The sequence below is a fragment of the Actinopolymorpha singaporensis genome, assembly GCF_900104745.1.
In the GTDB taxonomy this organism is placed as follows: Bacteria; Actinomycetota; Actinomycetes; order Propionibacteriales; family Actinopolymorphaceae; genus Actinopolymorpha; species Actinopolymorpha singaporensis.
In genome coordinates this window covers 5315737-5340947 of record NZ_LT629732.1, presented here as the reverse complement: position 1 = coordinate 5340947, position 25211 = coordinate 5315737, and the positions used below count along the sequence as shown (strand labels likewise).

Genomic DNA, 25211 nt, shown 5'->3' with positions numbered 1-25211 from the left:
CCACGAGACACGCAACAAGGAGTTGACACGTATGGACCTGGGACCTCTGACCGGCAGGGTGGCCGGTGCCCCCATCTCCTGGGGAGTGTGCGAGGCACCGGGCTGGGGCCACGAGCTGCCGGCCTCGCTGGTGCTCGCGCAGATGGCCGAGCTCGGGCTGGCGGCGACGGAGCTCGGTCCCACCGGTTACCTCGGCGCGGACACCGATGCGGTCCGGGCCACGCTGGAGACCCACGGGCTCAGCCTGGTCGGCGGGTTCCTGCCGGTGACGCTGCACGTCGGCGCCCAGGTCGACCTCACCGAGGCGGAGGCGGCGATCCGCACCCTGGCCGCCGCCGGGTCGCAGGTCGTGGTGCTGGCCGCGGACGCCGGGCCGGCGGGGTACGACAGCAAGGTCGTGCTCGACGAGGATCAGTGGAAGCACCTGGTGCACAACCTCGACCGGGTGCGGGACCTCGTGGCCGGCCTGGGGATGCGCACGACGCTGCACCCGCACGTGGGCACGGCGATCGAGTCCGCCGAGTCGGTACGCCAGTTGCTGGCCCGCAGCGACGTGCCGCTGTGCCTGGACACCGGCCATCTGGCCGTCGGAGGGGCGGACCCGCTGGAGCTGGCGAAGTCCGCACCCGAGCGGGTGGGGCACGTGCACCTGAAGGACGTGCGCAACGACGTCGCGGCGGAGTTCAACGCCGGTGCCTTCGGCTGGGTGGACGCCGTGCGACGGGGGCTGTTCGCCCCGCTGGGCGACGGCGACCTCGACATCACCGGCGTGGTGGTCGAGCTGGAGCGGGCGGGCTTCACCGGGTGGTACGTCCTGGAGCAGGACACCGCGCTGGGCGGTGCTCCCGCCGCCGGCGAGGGTCCGGTCCACGACGTCCGCCGCAGCATCGCGTACCTCCGCGACACTGTCGTGCCGGCACTGGGCGCGGAGGTGAACCACCGTGGCTGAACGCGAACCTGGGCGAGAACTCCGCGTCGGCGTCGTCGGCACCGGGATCATGGGTGCGGATCACGTACGCACCATCGCCACGTCGGTCGCGGGTGCCCGGGTGAGCGCGGTCACCGACCTCGACGCCGAGCGGGCACGGGCGGCGATCGCCGGGATCGACGGAGCGCGCGTACTTTCCGACCCGTTCGGTCTGGTGGCCGACGACGAGGTGGACGCGGTGCTCGTCGCCTCCGCCGACGCGACCCACGAGGAGCTGGTCCTCGCCTGCGTGCAGGCGGGCAAGCCGGTGCTGTGCGAGAAACCGCTCACGCCGGCCCCGGAGGGCTCTCTGCGCATCGTGGAAGCGGAGGAGAAGGCCGGCCGGCGGCTGGTGAGCGTGGGCTTCATGCGCCGCTACGACCCCGGCTACGTCGATGTCAAGGAGAGCTTGCGGGAGGGCGTGGTGGGCGCCCCGCTGTTGCTGCACTGCGTACACCGCAACGCCTCGTCCAGGCCGAACACCCCGAGCTCCGGGCTGATCACCGGCTCGGCCGTGCACGAGTTCGACGTCATCCGCTGGCTGCTGGATGAGGAGATCACCCAGGTCACGGTGTTCCGGCCGCGCCCGTCGTCACTGGTCGTCGGTGACACCACCGACCCGCTGCTGGTGCTGCTCGGCACCGCCAGTGGACTGCTTGCCGACGTGGAGGTGTTCGTCAACGCGCAGTACGGCTACGACGTGCGCTGCGAGCTGGTCGGTGAGCTCGGGTCGCTGTACCTCGACGAGCCGGTCCAGGTGCGGCGCCGGGCGGAGCGCACCCGGACGAGCACGGTGTCGCTGGACTGGCGGGACCGGTTCGCCGAGGCCTACCGGCGCGAGCTGCAGGACTGGGTCACCGGCGCGGCTGCGGGGGAGCAGCGCGGAGCCGACGCCTGGGACGGCTACGTCGCGACGGTGGCGGCCGCCGCGGGAGTGGCGGCCCTGGACAAGCCGGGCATCCCGGTTCCGGTGGAGCTGCCACCGCGACCGGAGCTCTACGCGACCAGGTGATCCCCGGCCGGCTCGCCCGCGGCGGCACGCAGACCTACGACAGTGCCGCCGCACCCCGGGTCAAGGCGTTCGGGCCGACTCCTGGTCGGCGGCCGGCACGAGAAGCTCGTCGCGGCTCTCGGCCTCCCGAAGGCGGCGCTTGCGGCGTGCGTAGCGCGCCACCTCGACCAGTGCGGTGACCCCGAGCGCGAGCGCGATGCCGAGGACGACGCCCTTGATCGGGTCGTTCTCGAACGCCATCCCGCCGATGTATCCGACCAGTACGGAGTAGACCGCCCACGACAGCGCGGCGAGGATGTCGAAGCGGGTGAACGTGCGGCGCGGGTAGCCGAGCGCGCCCATCGTGACGGTGACCGCGGTACGCCCGCCGGGTACGTACCTCGCCACCACCAGCACCAGGCTGCCGCGTTCGGCGAGCGCGTCGGCCGCCCGGTCGAACGCCCTGCGCCGCCTGCTGCCCGGCCGTGCCCGGGCCAGCAGCCGGCCGCCCGCGCCGCGGCCGATCGCATACGAGATGTGGTCGCCCACGAGTGCTCCGGCGGCGGCCGCGAGCACGACCAGCACGAGCTGGGGCGAACCGCTCGCAGCGGCGAACACCCCCGCGGTGATCACCACGCTCTCACTCGGGACCGCGGGGAGGAACGCGTCGGTCGCGGCGAGCAGGAACAGCGCCAGGTAGACCCACGGCGAGCTCATCACCTCGTGGACCACCTGCAGGATCGACTCGGTCACGGCTGGTCCCGCCTGTCGGCGGCGACGCCGGCGCCGACGCCGGGGGTGTGGCTGGAGCGGATGCTGGGCCTGGCTGGGGATTCCATGCGTCCGACCCTCCCGGATGCCGACCCAGCAGAAATCGGCCTGTGGTCGAGCGCGACCTCATCCTTAGGTAGTGGGTGCCGTGTCGATCGGCGGAGGCGACCGGTCGCAGGGCTGACCTAGGCTGCCGAGGTGGACAGGACCGGGGTGGTCGGCGAGCGGGTGCAACGCTGGGTTGCCCGGGCGTACGACCGGAGCGCGCCGTGGCTGCTCGGCGCCGGGGTCTGTGTGCTGTCGCTGTCGACCGTCCGCGACTGGAACGCGCCGCTGGTGCTCGCGCTGACCGCGCTGACCGGCGTGGCCGCGTGGATGGCGAGACGGCGGAGGTGGCCGTTGTTCGTGACGACGGCGGCCGGGGTGGCACTGATCGGCCTGTGGCCGGGCCTGCTGGTCTCCGCCTACTATGCGGGGACGACCCTGCGCCGTCGCCGTGAGCTCGCGGTGTTCATGGTCGGCTGCCTGGCGCTGATCATCCCGGCGTACACCTTCTACACCGATCTCGGGGTGCGGATGACCGGCTGCCGTCAACCCTGCCTTGGCACCGGAGCGCAGCTGGACGGCCTCGCCAACAAGGGTTCCGCGCTGCTGTTCGTCGGACTGGGACTGGTGCTGGGGTTGTGGGTGCGGGCGCGCCGGGAGGTGCTCGCGGGACTGCGCGAGCGCGCCGAACGGCTGGAACGCGAACAGGCCGCCCGCGCGGAACAGGCGCGCGGGCAGGAGCGGGCCAGGATCGCCCGGGAGATGCACGACGTGGTAGCCCACCGCGTGTCGCTGATGGTCCTGCACGCGGGCGCGCTGGAGGTGAACGCACCGGACGAGCGGACGGCCCGGGCGGCCGAGCTGATCCGCGGGACCGGGCGGGAGGCGCTGGAGAACCTGCGAGAGGTGTTGGGGGTCCTGCGCGCCCCGGCCGGTGGGAGCCCGGCTCCGCTCTCGCCGCAACCCGGCCTTGACGACCTCGACCAGCTCCTGGAGCAGTCGCGGGCAGCGGGCGCCGAGGTCTCTCGCCGGGACGAGGGCGCGCCGAGGGAGCTGCCCGCGATGGCCGGGACTACGGCGTACCGGATCGTGCAGGAGGCGCTGACCAACGTGCACAAACACGCACCGGGCGCGACCGTCGAGGTCGTGGTCGGCTACCGCGAGGACGCACTGACGGTGCGGGTTCGCAACGAGGACGCGCCGCGGCCGGCGGCCGGGCACAGCGGCGGGTTCGGGCTGGTCGGTCTGCGCGAACGCGTCCACCTGCTGGGCGGCGACTTCCGGGCCGGCCCGACCGCGCGCGGGGGCTTCGAGGTGTTCGCCCGGCTGCCCGCGCGGCCGTCCCATACCCACGCCGGCACGGTGGCCACCGACACGACCGACGCCGAGCACGACAGGGGAGCAGCGACGACATGATCCGCGTTCTGGTGGTGGACGACGAGGCGCTGGTCCGGTCCGGGCTGCGGATGATCCTGGAGGCCGCCGACGAGGTGGTGGTCGTGGCCGAGGCCAGGGACGGCCGGGACGCGATCGCCGCGGTGGGCCGGCACCGGCCCGACGTGGTGCTGATGGACGTACGCATGCCGGAACTGGACGGCGTACGGGCGGCGGAGGAGATCGGCCGCGCTCAGGCACCACCGAGGGTGGTGATGCTGACGACCTTCGACCTGGACGAGTACGTCCATGCCGCGTTGCGCGCCGGCGCGGTCGGCTTCCTGCTCAAGGACACCCCGCCACGTGACCTGGTGGCCGCGGTCCGGACCGTCGCCGCCGGCAACGCGATGCTGGCCCCGGAGGTCACCAGGCGTCTGATCAGCTCGTTCGCGAACCGCGGCGCCAGCCGGGCGGAGGCGGCCCGGGAACGGCTGCGGGTGCTGACCGGCCGCGAGCGCGAGGTGGTGAGCGCCGTCGCGCGCGGTCTGTCGAACGCCGAGATCGGCCGGGAGCTCACGATGAGCGAGGCGACAGTCAAGGCGCACGTCAGCAGGTCCCTGGCCAAGCTCGGCCTGGACAACCGCGTGCAGGCCGCGATCCTGGTGCACGACGCGGACCTGACCTGACCCGACGGGACCCGACCTGGCCCGACCTGACCCGACCTGACCCGACCTGACCGGAGCCGAAGGTTTCCCCCCGTCCTGGTCGGCTACGGTCGACCGGTGACGACGGTGCGGCTGATGACCTACAACGTGCGCGGCCTGGGTGACGACGTGTCCGCTCTGGCGACGGTGGTCGGGGACCTCCGGCCCGACGTCCTGGTCGTGCAGGAGGCGCCGAAGCTCCTGCGCTGGCGGTCCCGGTGTGCCGGACTGGCCCGGGCCACCGGCCTGCTCTACGTCGCCGGCGGTCGTACGGCGGGCGGCAACCTGCTGCTGGCCCACCAGCGGACCGTCGTACTCGGGCATGCCGAAGAACGCATCCCGCAGCGGCTCCGCGACCCGATCCGCGGCGTGGTCTCGGCGACGTTCGCCGTGGGCGGGAGGAGGTTCGGCGTGGTGGGGGTGCATCTCAGCCTGTCCGCTCCCGGCCGGACGCGCGACCTCGACCGGGTGCTGGGGACGGTGCGGTCGTTCGGCGACCTGCCGGTCCTGGTGGCCGGCGACCTGAACGAACCCCCGGGCGGACCGAGCTGGCGCGCGCTCTCCGGCGCGGGGCTGCACGACGCGGCCGGGGACGGAACCCCCACCTTCCCTGCAAGGGAACCGCGGGCCCGCATCGACGCGGTGTTCGCGTCCGGGGGAGCGCGCGCCCGGGCCGTCGACCTGCCCACCGACGACGAGGGACGCACCCGGCTGGCCCGCGCCTCCGACCACCTCCCGGTCGTGGTGGACGTCGACCTGGACGGATGACTCGTGGCTGACCCGATTCGGCGGACCGGCGCGGACCGGTTGACCGCCCTCGGGGTGCACCCGGAGGATTCGAAGGTCGTGCCGAAGGCACCGGCCGGACCAGGCACGCAGGCACACCCCGCACGCATCGCCAACCACGACACCCAAGCCGGACGGAGCCGCATGAGCCACGTGAGTACACCCAGCCTGGGCGGGAACGACCTGCTCGCCCGGCGCCGGCTCGGCTCGACCGGGCTGGAGGTGACCCCGGTCTGCCTGGGCTGCGGTGTGCTGGGTGGAATGCCGGGGATCTTCGGGTACGACGTCGCGGCCGAACGCGGCGTCGCGACAGTACGCGCGGCGCTGGCGAGCCCGCTCAACTTCCTCGACACCTCGGCCGGCTACAGCGACGGCGAGAGCGAACGCCGGGTGGGCGCGGCGATCGCCGAGCACGGCGGCCTGCCGCCCGGGTTCGTCCTGGCCACCAAGGTCGACCCCGACCCGAGGACCGGTGACTACTCCGGCGAGCAGGTGCGGCGCAGCGCCGAGCAGAGCCTGGAACGCCTCGGCCTGGACAGCTTCGACCTGCTCTACCTGCACGATCCGGAGGTGATCGGCTTCGAGGCGGCGACCGCATCCGGTGGAGCGGTGGAGGCGCTGGTCGACCTGGCCGAGCAGGGCATCGCGCGCCACCTCGGCGTGGCCGGCGGACCGGTCGACCTGCTGGGCCGGTTCGTGGACACCGGTGCATTCGAGGTGGTCCTCACCCACAACCGTCACACGCTGGTGGACCAGTCCGCCCGCGGTCTGCTCGAGCAGGCGAAGGCCGCGGGTGTCGCGGTCGTCAACGCCGCACCCTTCGGCGGCGGCCTGCTGGCCAAGGGGCCGGACGCCCTGCGCAAGTACGCCTACCGCGAGGCCGACGCGGACCTGCTGGCCCGGGTGCGGGCGATGGCCGACGCCTGTGCGGCGTACGACGTGCCCCTCGGTGCGGCAGCCCTGCAGTACTCCCTGCGGCAACCGCTGATCGCCTCCACGGTGGTCGGCATCTCCGCGCCCGAGCGCGTGGACCAGACACTCGCGTGGGCGACCTGGCCGATCCCGGACGAACTGTGGGCGTCCCTGCGGCCGCTGGCCGGACCCGGCGGACCCGGCGGACCCGGCGGACCCTTCGGACCCGGCGGACCCGGCGACAAGGAAGGTGGATGATGACGGACGCGACACCGGTGCGGTTCCCCGCCGACTTCTCCTGGGGCGTGGCCACCGCGAGCTACCAGATCGAGGGCGCGGTCGAGGCGGACGGACGCCGGCCGTCCATCTGGGACACGTTCTCGCACACGCCGGGCACCATCAGCGACGGCTCGAGCGGCGACGTCGCCTGCGACCACTACCACCGCTACCGCGAGGACGTCGACCTGATCGCCGGCCTCGGCGTCGGCACGTACCGCTTCTCGCTGGCCTGGCCGCGACTGCAGCCGGACGGACGGGGGCCGATCAACCAGGCGGGCCTGGACTTCTACCTTCGGCTGCTGGACGCCCTGCAGGAGAAGGGCATCCGGCCGTGGGTGACGCTCTACCACTGGGACCTCCCGCAGGCGCTGGAGGACGCCGGCGGCTGGCCGGCGCGGGACACGGCCCACCGCTTCGCCGACTACGCCGTCGCGGTGTACGAACGCCTGCACGACCGGGTCGCGGACTGGACGACGCTCAACGAGCCCTGGTGCTCGGCGTACCTCGGCTACGGCATCGGCCAGCACGCGCCCGGCGTCCGCGACCCGCGAGCCGCCCTGCACGCGGCACATCACCTGCTGCTCGGACACGGTCTCGCCGTCCGGGGTATGCGTGCGGCGACCCCGGACACCACCAACAGGTTCGGCATCACGCTCAACCTGTGGCCGGTGTCGCCGGCCACCGACACGCCCACCGACGTGGACGCCGCCCGCCGGGTGGACGGCATCAGCAACCGCGCGTTCCTGGACCCGCTGCTGCGCGGCAGCTACCCCGACGACGTGCTCGCCGACGTCGCGGGCATCACCGACACCGCGCACATCCAGCCTGGTGACACCGACACCATCGCCGCGCCGGTCGACGTCCTCGGGATCAACTACTACAGCCCGACCTACGTCCGGGCGCGCGAGTCGGCAGGGCCCGCGGGCAGCACGCCGTGGATCGGCTGCGACGACGTGGAACCGGTCCCGCAGGGGTTCCCCACCACCGACATGGGCTGGGAGATCGAGCCGGACGGCCTGCGCCGGCTGCTGGTGCGGCTGCGCGACGACTACCCGTCGATCCCGCTGTACGTCACCGAGAACGGCATGGCGCTCGCGGACGTCGTGGACGACGAGGGCAGGGTCCACGACCCCGAACGCATCGGGTACATCGACGGACACCTTCGCGCCTGCCGGCAGGCGATGGACGAGGGCGTCGACCTGCGCGGCTACTTCGTGTGGACGCTGTACGACAACTTCGAGTGGGCCTTCGGGTACAGCAAGCGGTTCGGCGTGATCCATCTCGACACCGCCACCCAGGTACGGATCCCGAAGTCGAGTGCCGCGTGGTACGCCCGGGTCGCCCGCAGTGGGGAGCTCCCGTGAGCGCCGAGGGAGCTGTGGATTCGGCGGCCGACCCAGCGGCCAACCCGGCGACCAACCCGGCGACCAACCCAGGGGCCGACCCGGCGGACAGCGCGCCCGGCGACCCGAACTCGCCGTACGCCGGTCGCACGGTCGTGGTGACCGGTGGTGGAGGCGGCATCGGCGGTGCCGTCGCCAGGCGGTTCGCCGCGCTCGGCGCACGCGTCGCGGTTGCCGACGTCGCCCGCCCCGGCGTACGCCCGAACGGCGCGGAGGGTGCCGGCGGTGCCGAGCGCGCCGGCGGCGCCGGCGCGGCCGTGGAGTACGCCGCGGTGGACGTGACGCGGCCGGACGAGCTCGCCGACTTCCTCACCGGACTGGAACGCCTGGACGTCCTGGTGAACAGCGCGGGTATCATCCGCCGCCGCGAGGAGTTCCGGATGGAGGTCTTCGAGCGGGTGCTCGACGTCAACCTCACCGGGACGATGCGCGCCTGCGTCGCCGCTCGGCCCCTGCTGGCAAGATCGGCCGGCTGCATCGTCAACGTGGCCTCGATGCTGACCTACTTCGGCGGGCCGCTGGTGCCCGCGTACACCGCCAGCAAGGGCGGCATCGCCGCCCTCACCAGGTCGCTCGCGGTCGCGTTCGCCGAGGAGGGCATTCGGGTCAACGCCGTCGCGCCCGGCTGGATCAGCACCGAGCTCACCACCGCGCTGCGCGAGGATCCCGACGCCGAGCGCCGCATCCTCGACCGCACCCCGTTGCGCCGTTGGGGTACGCCCGACGACGTGGCCGGCGTGGTGGAGTTCCTCGCCTCACCGGCGGCAGCGTTCATGACCGGTGCGGTCGTACCCGTTGACGGCGGCTACCTCGTCGCGTGAGTGTCGTCGCGTACCCCTGAGACGTGTTGCCGGGACGAAGGGAAGCACCCATGAGTGAGGCCAGCACCCACGACGTGGTGTTCGGCAAGGTGACGGAGTCGATCGGAGTGCAACCGGAGATCGCGATCGCCGCGATGCCGGACGACGAGCGGCTCTGGGTCGAGCAGGAGAACGGCGTGTTCTTCCGCCCCCTGCTGTTCAACACCGTGGTCGGCCAGTGGTGCAACCTGCTGCGGGTCACCCGGTCCGGTGTGGTGTCGCGGCACCGTCACCCGGCCGCGGTGTTCGGCTACGTGATCCGGGGGAAGTGGCACTACTACGAGCACGACTGGGTGGCCGAGGCCGGGCACTTCGTGTTCGAGCCGCCCGGTGAGATCCACACCCTCGCGGTGCCGCCGGACTGCGAGGACATGGTGACGTTCTTCAACATCACCGGCGCGATGATCTACCTCGACGAGGAGGGCCACCAGATCGGGTACGAGGACGTCTGGACCAAGATCGAGCTGTGCCGCGCCCACTACGAGAAGGTCGGCCTGGGCGCGGACTACGTGGACCAGTTCATCCGCTGAGCCGCGCGGTGCGCTGCCGCGGGCGCGACCGGCCGGTCAGACGATGGCGCCGTCGTCGTCGTCCGGCGGGCCGCCCTTCATCCGCACCACCAGGGTGAGGAATCCACCGATGAACGCCAGTACGCCGAACGCGGCCGACCAGCTCGGGAGGTAGCCGCCGACGAGGACGGTGAGCAGGAGGAGCGCCGGCCCGCCGAGCAGGGCGGCCCAGGCTGCCTTCGTCACCGGATCCAGGCGGGGCAGCGGCGGAGGAGGTGGCGGGACGAAGCGCTCCTCCGCCGGGTGGGACCCGGACGCCTGCGGGCGCCGATCCGCGGGGCCGGGCTCCTCGGGCGGCGCGTCGTCGCGCGCCTTGTCGCTCTCCGCCCTGTCCGGCTCGTCGCGGCCCGCCCTTCGCCGGTCGCGGTCGGCGGTACCGTCCGGTCCCGCCGGCTCGACGTCCTCGATCGCCGGCCACCGGGGTACGGCATCTTCTGGCACCCGGTCGTAGCCGGCCACGATCTCGGCCCAGAGCTGATCCTCGTCGAAGGTCGCCATCCGGGGCCCGTCGGACCTGTGGTCACCGTCGCCGGCGCCACCTCCGGACGGAGCAGCATCGGTCACGGGACCGTCCGCCGGCGGGTCGCCGGACGAGGGGTCCGGTCCGCAGGTGGAGGCGTTCTCACCCTCACCGATCTTCGTCAACTGCTCGCCGAGCAGGGTCTTGGCACGGTCCTGTGCCTCCTCGTCGACGTAGAGCCGGTCGCACGGAGTCGGTGGAAGCCGGATCTCGCGGCACGGCTCGGCGACCGGCGGGCACGGGTCGGCGTAGGCGGCCACCTGCGCGCCGGCCAGGATCGCCAGCATGGTGTCGGCGACCTCCGGGTCGAGGTCGGCGATGGCGACGTACGACGGGGCGCGCAGGCCGTTGTCCCGCATCGCTACCTCCCGGAGTCGTTCCGAGCTGCCAGGTCCGGGCCTGCCCGGCGCGGTCCCGAAGCGGACCGTCCAGTCGGCTGACCGGACGAGCTCCGCCCGGTCAGGGTCCGGCACAGACGTTCGACGAAACCGGCCGTCTCGGTGAAGATCGTCGGCGCGTCGTAGTCGAGTGTGGCGACATGGTAGCTGTCGGGGAGCGAGTGTTCCTCGATCTCGCGAGAGCCGACCCTGGCGCGCAGCAACCGCAGGCTCGAACCGTCGACCACGTGGTCCTGCGGCGAGCGGAAGACGAGCATCGGCGCCCGGACCGCCGGCAGGTCGGCGGCCACCACCCGCCACAACCGGGTGAGGGAGTGCAGCGCCGTCAGCGGCGTGCGGTCGTAGGCACCCTCGTGGTCGCCGGGCTTGTGGATGTCGCCACCGATGGCCGGGACCGAGGCGAGGAAGTGGCGCAGGACGGGCAGCGCCGGCAGCCGCGGGTCGCGACTGCGCAAAGCCGGATTGACGAGCACGATCCCGTCCACGTCGTCGCCGTACACCTGCGCCAGCCGCAGAGCGAGGCAGCCGCCCATCGACTGGCCGCCGACGACCACAACCTCGCACTCCTCGCGCAACCGGAGGAAGTCCCGCTCCAGCGCGGCGAACCAGTCCGGCCAGCCGGTGCGGTCGAGGTCGGTCCAGGTGGTGCCGTGGCCGGGTAGCCGGGGTGCGGCCACCCGGAATCCGCGGTCGGCAAGGTGGGCGGCCCACGGCCGGATCGAGGCGGGGGAGCCGGTGAAGCCGTGGGACAGGAGCACGCCGGCGGTGCCGGTGCCGGCGTACAGCGGTTCGGCGTACGGCTTCACTCGCACAGGCACGCTCCTGAGGTCGCGCGACAAGGATGAGGGAGGTCCGGTCGGAATCGTGCCACGGGCCGTCCGCCCGGTCGGAGCCGGCCGCGGGGTCGGTCGGGGGGCGGGCGGGCTCGGCGCCCCGATCGCCGGTTCCGTCCGGTCCGTAGGGGCGATACCCCGTGGGCGTGCCGGCATTACTCGGCATTACTCGGCATTACTCGGGATTACTCGGTGAGGATCCGGTGATGATCCGGTGATTGTTCAGGTGGGAACCGGTGGGAGGGTCGCCGTTGCTCCGGGCCCGGACGAGGCCTAGGGTTCTCGGGCAAAGACGGAGGTGGGGTTTGTTCTACTGGTTCCTCAAGGTCTTCGCCCTGGGGCCGTTGCTGAGAACGGTCTTCCGCCCCTGGGTCGAAGGCCTGGAGAACGTCCCCCGCGAAGGTCCAGCCATCTTCGCGAGCAACCACCTGTCGTTTTCCGACTCGGTGTGGCTTCCGCTGGTCCTCCCGAGGCGGATCACGTTCCCGGCCAAGATCGAGTACTTCATCGGTACCGGGGTCAAGGGCCGCCTCACCGCGCTGTTCTTCCGCGGCATCGGCCAGGTGCCGATCGACCGCACCGGCGGACGGGCCAGCCAGGTGGCGCTCGACGCCGGCCACAAGCTTCTGCAGAAGGGCGAGCTGTTCGGGATCTACCCCGAGGGCACCCGTTCGCCCGACGGCCGCCTCTACAAGGGCAAGACCGGCGTGGCCCGCCTGGCGCTGGCCTCCGGCGCCCCGGTGATCCCGGTGGCCATGATCGGCACCGACAAGATGCAGCCGCCGGGCAAGGCACTGCCGAAGCTGATGCGGCCCGGCGTGCGGATCGGCAAGCCACTGGACTTCTCCCGCTACGAGGGCATGGAGGAGGACCGGTTCGTCCTGCGCTCGGTGACCGACGAGATCATGTACGAACTGATGGAGCTGTCCGGCCAGGAGTACGTCGACATGTACGCCCAGAAGGCCAAGGACGAGCTCGGCCGGCGGCGCGGAGGCGACGCTGGTGAGCGGTCGGTGGGCCCCTCGGGCGGCAACGGCTCGGGCAGCGCCACCTCGAGCGGCAACGGCTCGGGCAGCGCCACCTCGAGCGGCACCGCGTCGGGCACCACCACCTCGGCCGGCACCGGCCAGGCCGGCGGCTCCGGTGCGGGCCAGGGCCCCGACAAGCCGGGTGCCGACGGCGGCCCCGTCCGCAGGGCGAGCTGAGAGGGTCCGACCATGGGGGCGGGCGGCCGGTTGCCGGTGCTGCCGGGATCTGCACGTATGCGCGCGAACGCCGGCTCCGACGGCACCGACTCGCTGTGGAAGGCGCTGGCGGTACTCCGGTTCGTCGTCCTGGCGCAGGCGCTGGCGGTCAACCTGTTCCGTTGGGAGCGATTCGACCATCCGCTGACCGGATGGCTCGTTCTCACCGGCATCTCGGCCTGGACGCTGGTGGTCACCTGGGCCTACGACTCACCCGAACGCCGGCGTTGGCCGCTGCTGTCGGCCGACCTCGCGGTCGCGGTCGGCTCGATCCTGGTCACGCCGTACGTCCTCAGCCCGGAGATGCTGAACCGCCACGACTTCACACTGCCGACGTACTGGGTGACAGCGGCAGTCTTGGCCTGGGCGATCAGGTACGGCTGGATCGGCGGCGTACTCGCGGCACTGGTCATCTCCCCGGCCGACATCGCCACCCGGGCACACGTCACCTCCACCACCTTCAGCAACCTCTTCCTGCTGCTCCTGGCCGGGGCGATGGTCGGCTACGCCGCCTCGCTGGCCCGCAGCGCCGCCGCCGACCGCGCCCGGGCCACCGAGCTGGCCGCCCGGACGGCCGAACGGGAACGCCTCGCCCGGGCGGTGCACGACGGCGTGCTGCAGGTCCTCGCGTACGTCCAGCGGCGCGGGAACGAACTCGGCGGTGAGGCCGGTGACCTTGCCCGCGCGGCCGGCGAGCAGGGCGAACTACTGCGTGCGCTGGTCAACGGCCGGCCGATGCCGGCGGCGGGGGAGCGCGCCGGGCAGCCCGGGCCAGGCGAGCACGGCGTGCCGCCAGGGCAGGCCGTTTACGACACGGACACCGGCATGATCGACGTCGGTGGGCAGCTCACCGGCCTCGGCGCCGCCGGGATCTCCGTCGCCACCCCGGCCGACCCTGTGCTGCTACCGGGAGAGGTCGCCGCCGAACTGGTCGCCGCCGTCCGGGCCGCGCTGGACAACGTCGCCCGGCACGCGCCGGGCGCCAAGGCGTTCCTCCTGCTCGAGGACGACGGCGAGGCGGTGACGGTCAGCGTGCGCGACGACGGTCCCGGGATCCCCGCGGGCAGGCTGGGCCAGGCCGCGGCCGACGGCCGGATGGGCGTGAGCCGCTCCATCGTCGGCCGGCTGACCGAGCTCGGTGGCACGGCCACGCTCACCACCTCGGCGGGCGGCACCGAGTGGGAGCTCCGGGTGCCCCGCACCGGCGCCGACGTGCCCCCTGCGTCCACCGGGCCCCGGTGGACGCCGCCCGGATGGCTGGCGGGCAGACGGCCGGCCAGACCGGACGGCGGACGGGCCGCCGGACCAGATCTCGAAGCCGATGCCAAAGCGGATATCGGGTGACGAACCGGCCCGCACGTTGCGTAAGGTCAGCACATGATCCGGGTGATGGTGGTCGACGACCATCCCATGTGGCGCGGTGCCGTTTCCAGCGACCTGCAGCAGGCCGGATTCGAGGTCGTCGCGGAGGCCGGCGCCGGTGACGAGGCGCTGCGGCGCGCGGAGGCGACCCGGCCCGACGTGGTGGTGCTCGACCTGCAGATCCCGGTGCTCGGCGGAGTCGAGGTGACCCGCCGGCTGGCCGAGGGCGACTCCCGCGTCCGGGTGCTCATCCTGTCCGCCAGTGCCGAACAGCTGGACGTCCTGGCCGCGGTCAAGGCCGGCGCCGCGGGCTACCTCGTGAAGTCCGCGTCCCGGGAGGAGCTTCTCGACGCGGTACGCCGAACCGCCGCCGGCGACGCCGTCTTCACCCCCGGCCTCGCCGGGCTGGTGCTGGGGGAGTTCCGCCGCCTGTCCGGCGCGTCCCGAGCGGCCGAGCCCGTCGCCCCCCAGCTCACCGAGCGGGAGACCGAGGTGTTGCGGCTGGTGGCCAAGGGGCTGAGCTACAAGGACATCGCCGACCGTCTGGTGCTGTCCCACCGAACCGTGCAGAACCACGTCCAGAACACCCTGCGCAAGCTGCAGTTGCACAACCGGGTCGAACTCGTCCGGTACGCCCTCGAAAGCGGACTCGACGGCGCCGACGAGACCTGACCAGCGGCCCTGCGAATGGTTGCGAACCCGGCAGGGCTAGGCTCGACAGGACCTGTTCTTGCAGTCTTGGAAAGGACTGTCAATGCGCGTTGGTGTGCTCACTGGTGGTGGCGACTGCCCAGGACTGAACGCGGTCATCCGGGCCGTCGTCCGCAAGGGAGCGTCCGAGTACGGCTATGAGTTCCTCGGGTTCCGGGACGGCTGGAAGGGCCCCCTGGAAAACGTCACCTGCGAACTCGGTATCCCGCAGGTTCGGGGCATCCTCCCGCGCGGCGGCACCATCCTCGGATCGTCGCGGACCAACCCCTTCAAGGTGGACGGCGGCGTCGAGCGGATCAAGGAAAACCTGGCGAGCAACGGCGTCGACGCCCTGGTCGCGATCGGCGGCGAGGACACCCTCGGCGTGGCGACGAAGCTGTCCGAGCTCGGCGTCAACGTCGTCGGCGTGCCGAAGACCATCGACAACGACCTCGGCGCCACCGACTTCACGTTCGGCTTCGACACCGCGGTCAACATCGCGACCGAGGCGATCGACCGGCTGCACACCACGGCCGAGTCGCACCACCGGATCGTCGTGGTGGAAGTCATGGGCCGGCACGCGGGCTGGATCGCGCTGCACTCCGGCCTGGCCGGTGGCGCCAACGTCATCCTCATCCCCGAGGTGCCGTTCGACCTGGAGAAGGTCGTCGAGCACGTCGAGAGCCGTTTCCGGACCAACTTCTCGCCGATCATCGTGGTCGCCGAAGGCGCCACGCCGAAGGAAGGCACCCACGCCCTCCACAGCGAGGAGCTGGACGCGTTCGGGCACGTCCGCCTCGGCGGGGTGGGCGACATGATCGCCGCGGAGCTGGAGAAGCGGACCGGCAAGGAGGCCCGCGCGGTCGTCCTCGGCCACACCCAGCGCGGCGGCACGCCCACCGCGTTCGACCGCTGGCTGGCCACGCGGTTCGGACTGCACGCGATCGCCGCGGTCCACGACGGCGACTTCGGCAAGATGGTCGCGCTGCGCGGCACCGACATCGTGCGGGCGCCGCTGGCCGAGGCCACTCGCGAGCTGAAGGTCGTCACCCCCGAGCTGTACGCCGAGGCCGGCGTCCTGTTCGGCTGAGGCTCGCACCTCGCAGATCGTCGTCCGGGGTCGGCGCGTCCGCGCGCCGGCCCCGGTCATACTCTCGTGACGTGAACTCTCTCCAGGCCTGGCGTGCCCTCCCGGCCGCCCAACAGCCGGAATGGCCCGACGCGGGCGCGGTGCAGGCCGCCGCCGCACAGCTGCGGACGTTCCCTCCGCTGGTCTTCGCCGGCGAGTGCGACTCGCTCAAGGCGCGGCTCGCCGACGTCGCGGCCGGCCGGGCGTTCTTCCTGCAGGGCGGCGACTGCGCGGAGACCTTCAACGGCGTCGGCGCCGACGCGCTGCGCAACAAGCTCCGCACGATTCTGCAGATGTCGGTGATCCTCACCTACGCGGGCAGCATGCCGGTGGTCAAGGTGGGCCGGATCGCCGGTCAGTACGCCAAGCCGCGATCGAAGCCGACCGAGGTGCGCGACGGCGTCGAACTGCCCGCCTACCGCGGCGACGCGGTCAACGGCTTTCCCTTCACCCCCGAGGACCGTACGCCCGATCCGGACCGGTTGGTGCGGATGTACCACTCCTCGGCGGCCACCCTCAACCTCGCCCGGGCGTTCGTCGTCGGCGGCGAGGCCGACCTGCGCCAGGTGCACGCGTGGAACACCGACTTCGTGCGCGACAGCCCGGTCGGTGAACGCTACGACCGGATGGCCCGCGACATCGACCGCGCCATCTCGTTCATGCACGCCTGCGGTGCCGACCCGGCGGAGTTTCACTCCGTCGACTTCTACGCGAGCCACGAGGCCCTGCTGCTCGACTACGAGGAGGCCCTCACCCGGATCGACTCCCGGACCGGCCTGCCGTACGACACCTCCGGCCACTTCCTGTGGATCGGCGAGCGGACCCGCCAGCTCGACGGCGCGCACCTGGAGTTCGCGCGGCACATCCGCAACCCGGTCGGGGTGAAGCTCGGCCCCACCACGACACCGCAGGACGCGCTCACCCTGATCGAGCGGCTCGACCCCGACCGCGAGCCGGGGCGGCTCACGTTCATCACCCGGATGGGTGCGGGCCGGATCCGCGACGCGCTGCCGGAGCTCGTGGAGAAGGTCACCGCGAGCGGGGCGAGCGTCGCCTGGGTGTGCGACCCGATGCACGGCAACACCTTCGAGGCGCCGAACGGCTACAAGACGCGCCGCTTCGACGACGTGCTGGACGAGGTGGAGGGTTTCTTCGAGGTGCACCGGGCACTCGGCACGGTGCCGGGCGGACTGCACGTCGAACTCACCGGTGACGAGGTGACCGAGTGCGTGGGCGGCGGCCACGCACTGGCGGAGGCCGACCTGGTGCACCGCTACGAGACCGTGTGCGACCCGCGGCTCAACCGCGCGCAGTCGCTGGAGCTCGCGTTCCTCGTCGCGGAGATGCTGCACCGTCCCTGAAGGTCCTGGCGTACGACCGACGACGAACGGGCCGGGCGGCCCCCGACAGGGGACGCGCCCGGCCCGAGCTCGTTCAGCGGACTTGGTGAACCGCCGTGGGTCAGCTCCACAGCCGGTCGCGGCGGATCTCCGAATCCCAGACCTCCGTCGGTTCGAAGAACCCCGGGAAAGCCGGGTCGAGATGCTCGCGGAAGAGTTCCTCGTTGATGTCGTCGAAGCCCAGGCCCGGCTTGTCCGGCACGGTGATGTGGCCGTCCTCGATCAGCGGGCTGGGCAGCCCGGTCACCAGGTCGCTCCACCACGGCACGTCCACGGCGTGGTGTTCCAGCGCGAGGAAGTTGTGCGTGGCCGCGGCGATGTGCGCGCTCGCCAGCGTCGCGATCGGCGAGGCCGCCATGTGCAACGCCATCGCCACCCCGTGCTCCTCGGCGAGGTCGCCGACCCGCTTGGTCTCCAGGATGCCGCCGGAGGTGGCCGGGTCGGGGTGGACGATCCGGATCGCCTCGGCCTCCAGCAGCGGCCTGAAGTTCTCCGCGAGGTAGATGTCCTCCCCGGTGCACGTCGGGGTGGCCAGCGCCGTGGTGAGTTCCCGCCACTGCGCGGTGAACTGCCACGGAACCATGTCCTCCAACCAGGCAAGGGCGAACGGCTCCAGTGCCCGGCCGACCCGAAGGCAGGAGTCGACACCGATGTGGCCGAAGTGGTCGACGGCCAGGGGGATGTCGTACCCCACCGCCTCCCGCACGGTCGCGACGTGTTCGGCCAGCAGGTCGACACCCTTGTCGGTGACCCGGATCCCGGTGAACGGGTGCATCGTGGTGGTCTGCTCGCGCGCGCCCGGCGGCGCGATCAGCGCACCGGGGACGTCCCACAGCAGGTTGATGCCCACGTCCATCTTGAGGAACTGATACCCCAGCTTGCGCCGCCCGATCAGCCGTTCGGCGAGCACCTGCGGGTCGGGAGAGTTCGGGGTGTCGGCGTAGCAGAGCACCCGGTCGCGGAACTTCCCACCGGCCAGGGCGTACGCCGGAACGCCGTACGCCTTCCCGGCAAGGTCCATCAGTGCCATCTCCACGCCGCACACCCCGCCGCCCTGCCGGCCGTGGTGGCCGAACTGCTTGATGGCGCGGAACAACTTGTCGACGTTACAGGGGTTCTCGCCGATCAGCCGGGCCTTCAGCAGCAGGGCGAAGCTGCGGCTGGCTCCGTCGCGCACCTCGCCGTACCCGCTGATGCCCTGGTTGGTGTCGATCCGGACGATGGTGGACCGGAACGGCACCCCGACAAGCGACGCGACCCGCAGGTCGGTGATCTTCAGGTCGCTGGGCCGGGAGTTGGTGTTCACCCGGTCCAGCATCCGGTCGCTGGTCAGCTCCTGTTCGTGGCCTGTTCGGGCTGTGGGGGCTGCTCCTGCTCCTTGCGCCATCGCTGGAAGTCCTCCTCGATGTGGCTTGCCCACGTGCCGACGTCGATCTCGGCGCTGCTGTAGATCTGCTCTGCCAACCGGAGCTTGCCGAAGACGTCGCGGGTACGGATGTCCGCACTGGACTCGGCGACCATCGCCGCCAGGTGCGGTGGGATGAAGATGAGTCCGCTCGGCGTTCCGAGCACCACGTCACCGGGGAGCACGGTCGCGTCGCCGATCTTGACCGGAATGTTGATGCCGGCCAGTGTCACGTCCCGGATCGCGGTCGGGTCGACGTCGCGAAAGAAGAAGTTGACACTGCCGTCGAGCTTGCTGATTCCCTGGTAGTCGCGGATTCCGCCGTGGATCACCGCGCCCACGCCGGTGCGCGCGGCGACCGCGGTGCTGAGGTTGTCACCGACGACCGTGCCGTCGCGGACCTTTCCGAAGATGTCGGTGACCATCACGTCGCCGGGCACCAGGGTGGAGATGATCCAGGAGTTCTGCTTGTCGGGGGTGAGGTGACCCTCGCGGGCACCCGCGGCGACGACGGCACTGTCGTAGTCCGGCCGGTGCGGCAGGAACTGCGAGGTGACCGCACGGCCGACGAGGATGGTGTCGGGGTGGGTCTGGCGCCAGCCACCGGCGAACTGGCGTTCGTAGCCCTGGCGGCGGAGGACACCCCACGCCTCCTCGGTGGTGGCCAGCCGGATCTCGTCCAGCACCTCGTCGGGGACCTTCGGCCGCCCGTCCGGAAAACGCTCGCCCTGCCAGGAGGACGTCAGCTCGATCAGGTCCTCGGGAGTGGGTTGGATTCGCATGAGTGAAGGGAACCTCCGCCGTCGGTGAATCTTCGGCGATCGTAGGAGGGGCGCCGGTCGCGGAACAACGCGTACGTCCTGTGCCGGTTACCGCTGCCCGGTTGTGGCGACCGGATGGCCGGGAAAGGCCTTGCTGCGTGGCGTGGCGTGGTGTGCCGTGCGTGCCCCGTGGCGGTCCTAGGTGAGCGCGGCGAGATACGGACTCATGTCCATGCCGGGGTAGCGCGCACCGACGTTGGCGACGGTGGACTTGTTCCAGTACGGATCACCCACCCGGGGGAAGCCCACGAACTCACGCTGGCGCGGGGTGGCGTGCTCCAGGAAGTGGTTCATCTCCGGGCTGCCGCCGTCATGCTGGAACGTCACCTGGCCGCACCACGGGGTGTCCACCCGCTTGAAGCCGATGTTCTGGGCGTACCTCAGTCCCTCTGACGCAGTGAGCGCGGAGCCGCGGTGGAAGGTGTTCATCGAGTAGATCAGCACCGATCCGGCCGGAACGACCACCGGCACCTCGTGTGCGTACAGGTCCGGCGACCCCTCGCGGGTGTGGAAGCGCGGCTCGCGGGGCAGGTCGCGGGTGAACTTCTGCGAGACGACGTAGGTGGGACTGAGGTCCACGGTCACGTCGGTGTAGTAGATGATCGCCGGCAGGTCGACGATCTCCTCGTCCGGCGGCGGGCAGACCAGCGTGTTGTTGCCGTAGTCAAGATGCAGTTGCTGTTCGAAGTCCCGCGTACCCGCGTACTTCCCACCCAGCTGGCCGTGGCTGAGCATCAGCCGGTCGGTGCCGATCACCCTTTCGGCGAACGCGATCAGTTCCGGATGCAGCGTCGTCTCGTTCAGCGCGTCGCCGACGAAGGGGAACGTGGCGTAGGTACGCAGCCGCCCGCTCTTGGCGGCGACCGACTCCTCGTACCACCGCGGGTGCCGGGCGTACTCCTCCCACGGCGGCATGTACTCGTGGATGTTCTCGACGGTGGCCCGCACCTGTTCGTCGTCGAGCAGGGGCACGACGACGTACCCGTGCTCACGCCAGTGCTGGTAGTCCGCTTCGCGGATGGTGCCCATTCAGAGGTTCCCTTCGTGTGCGATTCGTCCACCTTAGGTTTGTGAGCATCCGCTCCGGCCGACCCTGTCTGCTATCGGTCTGCTCTCGGTCTGCCATCGGTCTGCGATCGGCCGGAGCCGGGGGACCGGAAGAGGTCGGCTACCGTGCTGGTCGTGGCTGAGGTGGAGAACACAGATCGCGACCGCCCGGTGGATTTGCGCAGCGACACCGTGACCACGCCGACGCCGGGGATGCGGGCGGCGATGGCGCGGGCCGAGGTCGGCGACGACGTGTACGCCGAGGACCCCACCTGCCGGGCGCTCGAGGAACGCGTCGCCGACCTGCTCGGCACCGAGGCGGCGCTGTTCACCGTCACCGGGTCGCTGGCCAACCTGCTCGGCGTACGTGCCCTGGTGCGGCCGGGCGCTGAGGTGCTGTGCGAGGCCCGGGCGCACATCGCCCGTGCCGAGCTCGGTGCCCACGCGGCCGTGTTCGGCGTGACCAGCCGCACCTGGTCCCATCCTCGCGGTCTGGTCGACCTGGCGGCGGTGCGGGAGCTGCTGGTGCCGGACGCCGGGCCGTACTTCGTCTCCACGGCGGCGGTGTCGGTGGAGAACACCCACAACTTCGGCGGCGGCTCGGTCCAGCCGCTGGACTCCCTGCGCGCGCTGCGCGAGCTCACCGCGGCGAGCGGTGTCGGCGTGCACCTTGACGGCGCTCGGCTGTGGCACGCCAGTGCCGCGACCGGGGTGGCCCCCGGCACCTACGCCGCCTGCGCCGACCTGGTGTCGGTGGCCCTGTCCAAGGGGCTCGGCGCGCCGGTGGGTTCGCTGCTGGCCGGGCCGGCGGCGGCCGTCGCCGACGCCCGGGTCTGGCGCAAGCGGCTCGGCGCCGGCTGGCGGCAGGCGGGGGTGCTCGCCGCTGCCGGGATGTACGCCCTGGACCACCACCTGGACCGGGTGCCGGAGGACCACGCGAACGCCCGTGCCCTGGCCGACCGGCTGGCCGACGTCGCACCCGGCATCGTCGATCCGGCCGGTGTACAGACCAACATCGTGGTGCTCGACCTGGCAGCCGCCGGGATCCGCACCGGTGCGGCCGAGGTCGCCGAGCGGGCCCGGGCGGCCGGCGTACTGGTGTCCGTCCTCGGGCCGGCCGCGCTGCGGCTGGTCACTCACCTGGATGTGGACGAGGCCGGCTGCCGGCACGCGGGCGAGGTGCTTTCCACGGCCCTGAAGTAGGCAGCACCCAGGACTCAGGGACTCCGGACTCCGGACTACGGCGAGGGCGAGGGCGAACCCAGCCGTACGGTGTCGGCACCCTCGTCACGTGGCAGGGCCGGCCTGCGGCCGAGCACCGGCGGCAGCTGACGTACGGCACTGGCGAGTTCGCGCAGTTCGGCTCCGGCCAGCGCCTGCGGGCCGTCCACCAGGGCGTTCTCCGGATCGGGGTGCACGTCGATCAGCAGGCCGTCGGCCCCGGCGGCGATCGCGGCCCGGGCCAGCGGCACGATCAGGTCCCGTCGGCCGGCGGCATGGGTCGGGTCGACGATGACCGGTAGGTGGGACAGCCGCTGGACGAGCGGGATGGACGCCAGGTCGAGGGTGGCGCTGGTCGCGGTCTCGAACGTCCGGATCCCGCGCTCGCACAGGACGATCTCGCAGTTGCCGCGCTGCGCGACGTACTCGGCGGCCATCAGCCACTCGTCGACACTGGCCTGCAGCCCCCGCTTCAGCAGAACCGGCTTGCCCTGGCGGCCCACGCTGTCCAGCAGTGCGTAGTTCTGCATGTTGGCGGCACCGACCTGGAGCATGTCGGCGTACGACGCCACCAGTTCGACGTCGGCGGGGTCGATCACCTCGGTGACGACGTACAACCCGGTGGCGTCGCGGACGTCGGCGAGGATCCGCAGGGCGTCCTTGCCCAGGCCCTGGAAAACCCCGGGAAACGTGCGCGGCTTGTACGCCCCGCCGCGCAGGAGCGTGGCCCCGGCGCCGGCCGCCAGCCGAGCCGCGCCGAGGGTCTGTGCGGCGCTCTCCACCGCACACGGGCCGGCGATCAGGGTGAACGTGCCCGGGCCGACCGGCACCTCGCGGCCGGCCGAGCCGACCCAGACGACGGAGCGTTCGGTGCAGGCCTGGCGGTTGACGAGTTTGTACGGCTCGCTGACCCGGAGCACCGTGGCCACGCCCGGCATCCCCGCGAGGGTGAGCTCCGCCACCCGCGAACCCTCGCCGATGACCCCGACGATGGTGCGGTCCAGACCGCGGCTCACGAACGCCTTCGCACCCGCCTGTTCGATCCGGGCCACCACCGCGGCGAGGTGCTCCGGCGGTGCGCCAGGACTCATCACCACGACCATGTGAGGCGCACCTCCGTCCTCGCACCGGCCACACTCCGGCCGGCGAGAGGGTGAGCGTAACCGTCGGACTCGGCTCCGTTTACCGGAACGTCCGGCATGTGGACGCGGGCGAGGTCTCAATCAGGTTGCGGTTGTGACACCGACCGCGGACGTCTCCGCGCGCGCTAGTTGGGGCCCGTTGCGGCGCTTTCCTGGTAGGCGTACCGCTCGCCCGACCAGGGATCGGCGGAGTTGTGGTAGCCGCGCTCCTCCCAGAAGCCGCGCCGGTCCTCGGTGAGGTACTCGATCGCGCGGAGCCACTTCGGGCCCTTCCAGGCGTACAGGTGGGGGAGCACCAGCCGCAGCGGCCCGCCGTGTTCGGGGGACAGGTCCTCCCCACCCACCCCGGTCGCCAGCAGGGTGCCCTCGGCCTGCAGGTCGGCGAGGCGGAGATTGGCGGAGTAGCCGTACTGCGCCCAGGCCATGACGTGGCGTACGTCCTCGCGGGGCGGGGCGAGCTCGAGCAGCGCCCGGGTGGGAATGCCCGTCCAGGTCAGGTCGAGCAGGCTGAAGCCGTTCACGCAGTGCAGGTCGGCCAGCACGCTGACCCGGGGGAGTGTGGCCAGGGTCGCGAAGTCCAGGATGTGCTCGGTGCCGCTGGCGGTGGCGCCGATGACCCGGAAGTCCCAGCCCTGCGGATCGGTCGAGCGGGGAACCCGGCCGTAGTGCATGACCTTCCAGCTGGACACGCAACTCTGCCCTGGCGGTACACCCCGGCGGGCGTCGATTCGCGCCAGGCGCTCCGGCGTGACATCCGCTCCGAAGTGCCGACCCTGCACGCAGTCATGGTCGCAGATCACCGAAGTCGGCGTGCGCGGAGGTCGGAACCAGGTCCGAAGCAGGACGGAACCAGGTCCGAAGCAGGACGGAACCGGGCCACGCACGGCGGGGCGGTCGGACCGTACGCCCGACCGCCCCGCCGGCTCTCGTGGTGTCCCTTCGCGGACGGGATCGCCGTCGGCGAGGGTGCTCTGTCACGCCGCCCGGCTACTCCGGGTGGGTGGGCAGCTTGAACGGGCAGAACTGCTTCATCTGCGGCCCGGCCCGCTTCTGTGCGATGTCCAGCGCCTCCGCCGGGGTCGAGTCACCGAGGAGCACCGCCTGCTGAGCGGCGTCCATGGAGTCCGAGATCTGCGCACCCACCGGCAACGGCGGCCGTGAGGTCGTGAACTTCACCATGCTCGGGAAGATGCCCTGGTCGCCGGTGACGCTCTTGTCGTTGACCAGGCTCTGCCAGGTCGGGATCTTGCTGGCCGACTTGGCGTAGATGCGCTGGCCCTGCTCACCGGCCATGAACTTCATGAACTTCCAGGTGAGGTCCTGGTTCGGCGCGCCCTTGGGCATGGTGAGCGCGAACCCGCCGGCCCAGGTCAGCGGCTTGTCACCCTTCTTCGGCACCGGCAGGTAGGTCACGCCGTAGTCGAGCTTCGGGGCGTACTCGTTGATGCTGCCGACCGACCAGTTGCCGTCGACGGCCATCCCGATGTGGCCGGTGTAGAACGGCGACTGGGTGGGTGGCTGGTTCGGCGGCCGGTAGGTCGCGAGGAACGTCTGCACCCGGGTGTAGTTGAACTCCTTGGCCCAGTCGGCGAAGTCCTGCATGGCCTTGGTCCACCCCGGGCTGTTCAGGGTGAGCTCGCAGGTCTTGTCGTCGAACCACTGCGCCCGGTTGATGATCGCCCAGGTGGCGTGGAAAGCCTGGCCGTCCCAGGGGATGAACCCCATCCGGGTGTAGTTGCCGCGCTTGTCCTTCTTGTCCATCTTCTTGCCCAGGGCGACGACCTCGTCGATGGTCGGCGGGCCGTTCTTGGGGTCGAGCACCTCCGGGTCGATGCCGGCGTCGCGCAGCACCGTCTTGTTGTACATCAGCCCGCGCACGTCGGTGTCGAACGGCAGCGCGTACATGTCTCCCTTGTACGTCGCCTCGTCCGCGGCGTACGGGAGGTACTTGCTGCGGAGGTTCTCCCCGTCCTTGTCGATACGTGGTTGCAGGTCCTCGAACAAGCCGACCGACGCCGCCTGCGCGGTGGTGAACCGGTCGATGATGTAGACGTTCGGCGGGGTGTTGCCGCGCACCGCGGCGATCAGCGCCGCGGAGTCGCCGGTGAACTGGCCCGACTTCGGCACGATCTGCACCTTGACGCCGGGGTTGGCCTTCTCGAACGCGTCGATGACGAGGTTCTGGGCCTTGAGTTCGCGCTCGCCCCCGAGTTGGGTCCACACCAGCAGTTTGCGGTCGGAGGAGTTCCCCGAGCACGCACCCGCCGTACCGGCCACCAGGAGCGTGGCGAGCACGGCGAGGACGACCCTTCGGATTCGGTGCGGTCGCGACCTCATG

Annotated in this window: 24 protein-coding genes; 15 read left to right on the top strand and 9 right to left on the bottom strand. The window is 71.6% G+C overall.

The features are described 5' to 3' along the window. Nucleotides 1–31: 31 nt before the first annotated feature. Both BLU27_RS23925 and BLU27_RS23920 read left to right on the top strand, forming a co-directional pair. Nucleotides 32–949: a TIM barrel protein gene (locus tag BLU27_RS23925; RefSeq protein ID WP_092655884.1), complete on the top strand. Its 918-nt coding sequence runs from the start codon at nt 32–34 to the stop codon at nt 947–949. Next, nucleotides 942–1979, top strand: coding sequence for a Gfo/Idh/MocA family protein (locus tag BLU27_RS23920; protein ID WP_241827609.1), 1038 nt, complete (start codon nt 942–944; stop codon nt 1977–1979). Before BLU27_RS23925 ends, BLU27_RS23920 begins: the two co-directional genes overlap by 8 nt. Before the next feature lie 60 nt (nt 1980–2039). On the opposite strand, the gene BLU27_RS23915 is transcribed toward BLU27_RS23920, so the two are convergent. Beyond that, complete coding sequence (locus tag BLU27_RS23915; RefSeq protein ID WP_092655883.1) at nt 2040–2711, bottom strand: DedA family protein; 672 nt, start codon at nt 2709–2711, stop codon at nt 2040–2042. Between the two features lie 216 nt (nt 2712–2927). Here BLU27_RS23915 and BLU27_RS23910 point away from each other — a divergent pair, with 216 nt between their 5' ends. The 7 genes from BLU27_RS23910 to BLU27_RS23880 all read left to right on the top strand — a co-directional run bounded on the left by BLU27_RS23910 (nt 2928) and on the right by BLU27_RS23880 (nt 9622). Continuing rightward, nucleotides 2928–4190 carry a sensor histidine kinase gene (locus tag BLU27_RS23910; RefSeq protein ID WP_197681551.1) on the top strand — a complete coding sequence of 421 codons (1263 nt, stop codon included), beginning with the start codon at nt 2928–2930 and terminating at the stop codon, nt 4188–4190. Continuing rightward, on the top strand, nt 4187–4834 hold the full coding sequence (locus tag BLU27_RS23905; RefSeq protein ID WP_092655882.1) for a response regulator: 648 nt from the start codon (nt 4187–4189) through the stop codon (nt 4832–4834). The genes BLU27_RS23910 and BLU27_RS23905 overlap by 4 nt, the downstream gene beginning before the upstream one ends. 96 nt (nt 4835–4930) lie before the next feature. Then, a complete protein-coding gene (locus tag BLU27_RS23900) occupies nt 4931–5620 on the top strand; it encodes an endonuclease/exonuclease/phosphatase family protein (protein WP_092655881.1) in 690 nt (229 codons plus the stop codon). A 3-nt stretch (nt 5621–5623) separates the two neighbouring features. Further along, the gene (locus tag BLU27_RS23895) at nt 5624–6808 is read left to right on the top strand and encodes an aldo/keto reductase (protein ID WP_197681550.1); all 1185 of its coding nucleotides are present in this window, start codon (nt 5624–5626) and stop codon (nt 6806–6808) included. After that, nucleotides 6808–8193 (top strand): GH1 family beta-glucosidase, encoded by a 1386-nt coding sequence (locus BLU27_RS23890; protein WP_092655880.1) that lies wholly within the window; start codon nt 6808–6810, stop codon nt 8191–8193. Before BLU27_RS23895 ends, BLU27_RS23890 begins: the two co-directional genes overlap by 1 nt. Further along, complete coding sequence (locus tag BLU27_RS23885) at nt 8190–9053, top strand: SDR family NAD(P)-dependent oxidoreductase (RefSeq protein ID WP_241827608.1); 864 nt, start codon at nt 8190–8192, stop codon at nt 9051–9053. The genes BLU27_RS23890 and BLU27_RS23885 overlap by 4 nt, the downstream gene beginning before the upstream one ends. A gap of 50 nt (nt 9054–9103) precedes the next feature. Then, nucleotides 9104–9622, top strand: a complete 519-nt coding sequence (locus tag BLU27_RS23880; RefSeq protein WP_092655878.1) for a 2,4'-dihydroxyacetophenone dioxygenase family protein — start codon at nt 9104–9106, stop codon at nt 9620–9622. A 36-nt stretch (nt 9623–9658) separates the two neighbouring features. Here the strand turns inward: BLU27_RS23880 and BLU27_RS23875 are convergent, their stop codons facing one another. Further along, nucleotides 9659–10540, bottom strand: coding sequence for a hypothetical protein (locus BLU27_RS23875; RefSeq protein WP_092655877.1), 882 nt, complete (start codon nt 10538–10540; stop codon nt 9659–9661). A 2-nt stretch (nt 10541–10542) separates the two neighbouring features. Continuing rightward, nucleotides 10543–11391 (bottom strand): alpha/beta hydrolase, encoded by an 849-nt coding sequence (locus tag BLU27_RS23870; RefSeq protein WP_197681549.1) that lies wholly within the window; start codon nt 11389–11391, stop codon nt 10543–10545. Nucleotides 11392–11717: 326 nt separating this feature from the next. Between BLU27_RS23870 and BLU27_RS23865 the strand changes: the two genes are divergently transcribed. The 5 genes from BLU27_RS23865 to BLU27_RS23845 all read left to right on the top strand — a co-directional run bounded on the left by BLU27_RS23865 (nt 11718) and on the right by BLU27_RS23845 (nt 17198). Beyond that, the gene (locus tag BLU27_RS23865) at nt 11718–12617 is read left to right on the top strand and encodes a lysophospholipid acyltransferase family protein (RefSeq protein ID WP_092655875.1); all 900 of its coding nucleotides are present in this window, start codon (nt 11718–11720) and stop codon (nt 12615–12617) included. Between the two features lie 57 nt (nt 12618–12674). Further along, nucleotides 12675–14000 carry a MacS family sensor histidine kinase gene (gene macS, locus BLU27_RS23860; protein WP_197681548.1) on the top strand — a complete coding sequence of 442 codons (1326 nt, stop codon included), beginning with the start codon at nt 12675–12677 and terminating at the stop codon, nt 13998–14000. Between the two features lie 33 nt (nt 14001–14033). After that, the gene (locus BLU27_RS23855; protein WP_092655874.1) at nt 14034–14690 is read left to right on the top strand and encodes a response regulator; all 657 of its coding nucleotides are present in this window, start codon (nt 14034–14036) and stop codon (nt 14688–14690) included. 82 nt (nt 14691–14772) lie between these two features. Then, on the top strand, nt 14773–15798 hold the full coding sequence (locus BLU27_RS23850; RefSeq protein ID WP_092655873.1) for a 6-phosphofructokinase: 1026 nt from the start codon (nt 14773–14775) through the stop codon (nt 15796–15798). A gap of 71 nt (nt 15799–15869) precedes the next feature. Continuing rightward, nucleotides 15870–17198, top strand: coding sequence for a class II 3-deoxy-7-phosphoheptulonate synthase (locus tag BLU27_RS23845; RefSeq protein ID WP_092655872.1), 1329 nt, complete (start codon nt 15870–15872; stop codon nt 17196–17198). Nucleotides 17199–17298: 100 nt separating this feature from the next. On the opposite strand, the gene BLU27_RS23840 is transcribed toward BLU27_RS23845, so the two are convergent. The 3 genes from BLU27_RS23840 to BLU27_RS23830 all read right to left on the bottom strand — a co-directional run bounded on the left by BLU27_RS23840 (nt 17299) and on the right by BLU27_RS23830 (nt 20492). After that, nucleotides 17299–18624 carry a mandelate racemase/muconate lactonizing enzyme family protein gene (locus tag BLU27_RS23840; protein WP_092655871.1) on the bottom strand — a complete coding sequence of 442 codons (1326 nt, stop codon included), beginning with the start codon at nt 18622–18624 and terminating at the stop codon, nt 17299–17301. Then, the gene (locus tag BLU27_RS23835; RefSeq protein WP_092655870.1) at nt 18567–19424 is read right to left on the bottom strand and encodes an RraA family protein; all 858 of its coding nucleotides are present in this window, start codon (nt 19422–19424) and stop codon (nt 18567–18569) included. The genes BLU27_RS23840 and BLU27_RS23835 overlap by 58 nt, the downstream gene beginning before the upstream one ends. A gap of 177 nt (nt 19425–19601) precedes the next feature. Beyond that, a complete protein-coding gene (locus BLU27_RS23830; RefSeq protein ID WP_092655869.1) occupies nt 19602–20492 on the bottom strand; it encodes a phytanoyl-CoA dioxygenase family protein in 891 nt (296 codons plus the stop codon). 153 nt (nt 20493–20645) lie between these two features. On the opposite strand from BLU27_RS23830, the gene BLU27_RS23825 reads away from it, so the two are divergent. Then, a complete protein-coding gene (locus tag BLU27_RS23825; RefSeq protein WP_277869253.1) occupies nt 20646–21713 on the top strand; it encodes a threonine aldolase family protein in 1068 nt (355 codons plus the stop codon). Between the two features lie 35 nt (nt 21714–21748). Here the strand turns inward: BLU27_RS23825 and aroF are convergent, their stop codons facing one another. From aroF to BLU27_RS23810, 3 genes are all read right to left on the bottom strand, one after another. Further along, nucleotides 21749–22822, bottom strand: a complete 1074-nt coding sequence (gene aroF, locus BLU27_RS23820; RefSeq protein ID WP_241827607.1) for a 3-deoxy-7-phosphoheptulonate synthase — start codon at nt 22820–22822, stop codon at nt 21749–21751. A 176-nt stretch (nt 22823–22998) separates the two neighbouring features. After that, entirely contained in the window at nt 22999–23562 is a 564-nt protein-coding gene (locus BLU27_RS23815; protein ID WP_241827606.1) for a molybdopterin-dependent oxidoreductase, read from the bottom strand. A gap of 298 nt (nt 23563–23860) precedes the next feature. Further along, nucleotides 23861–25210 carry an ABC transporter substrate-binding protein gene (locus tag BLU27_RS23810; RefSeq protein ID WP_092655866.1) on the bottom strand — a complete coding sequence of 450 codons (1350 nt, stop codon included), beginning with the start codon at nt 25208–25210 and terminating at the stop codon, nt 23861–23863. Nucleotide 25211: the final 1 nt, after the last annotated feature.

Bases quoted from the DNA above. Each gene is read 5' to 3' on its own strand.
- BLU27_RS23830 (WP_092655869.1), bottom strand. From the start codon at position 20,492: ATGGGCACCATCCGCGAAGCGGACTACCAGCACTGGCGTGAGCACGGG.
- BLU27_RS23890 (WP_092655880.1), top strand. From the start codon at position 6,808: ATGACGGACGCGACACCGGTGCGGTTCCCCGCCGACTTCTCCTGGGGC.
- BLU27_RS23840 (WP_092655871.1), bottom strand. From the start codon at position 18,624: ATGGCGCAAGGAGCAGGAGCAGCCCCCACAGCCCGAACAGGCCACGAA.
- BLU27_RS23875 (WP_092655877.1), bottom strand. From the start codon at position 10,540: ATGCGGGACAACGGCCTGCGCGCCCCGTCGTACGTCGCCATCGCCGAC.
- BLU27_RS23925 (WP_092655884.1), top strand. From the start codon at position 32: ATGGACCTGGGACCTCTGACCGGCAGGGTGGCCGGTGCCCCCATCTCC.
- aroF (WP_241827607.1), bottom strand. From the start codon at position 22,822: ATGAGTCCTGGCGCACCGCCGGAGCACCTCGCCGCGGTGGTGGCCCGG.
- BLU27_RS23835 (WP_092655870.1), bottom strand. From the start codon at position 19,424: ATGCGAATCCAACCCACTCCCGAGGACCTGATCGAGCTGACGTCCTCC.
- BLU27_RS23855 (WP_092655874.1), top strand. From the start codon at position 14,034: ATGATCCGGGTGATGGTGGTCGACGACCATCCCATGTGGCGCGGTGCC.
- BLU27_RS23905 (WP_092655882.1), top strand. From the start codon at position 4,187: ATGATCCGCGTTCTGGTGGTGGACGACGAGGCGCTGGTCCGGTCCGGG.
- BLU27_RS23880 (WP_092655878.1), top strand. From the start codon at position 9,104: ATGAGTGAGGCCAGCACCCACGACGTGGTGTTCGGCAAGGTGACGGAG.
- macS (WP_197681548.1), top strand. From the start codon at position 12,675: ATGCGCGCGAACGCCGGCTCCGACGGCACCGACTCGCTGTGGAAGGCG.
- BLU27_RS23850 (WP_092655873.1), top strand. From the start codon at position 14,773: ATGCGCGTTGGTGTGCTCACTGGTGGTGGCGACTGCCCAGGACTGAAC.
- BLU27_RS23810 (WP_092655866.1), bottom strand. From the start codon at position 25,210: ATGAGGTCGCGACCGCACCGAATCCGAAGGGTCGTCCTCGCCGTGCTC.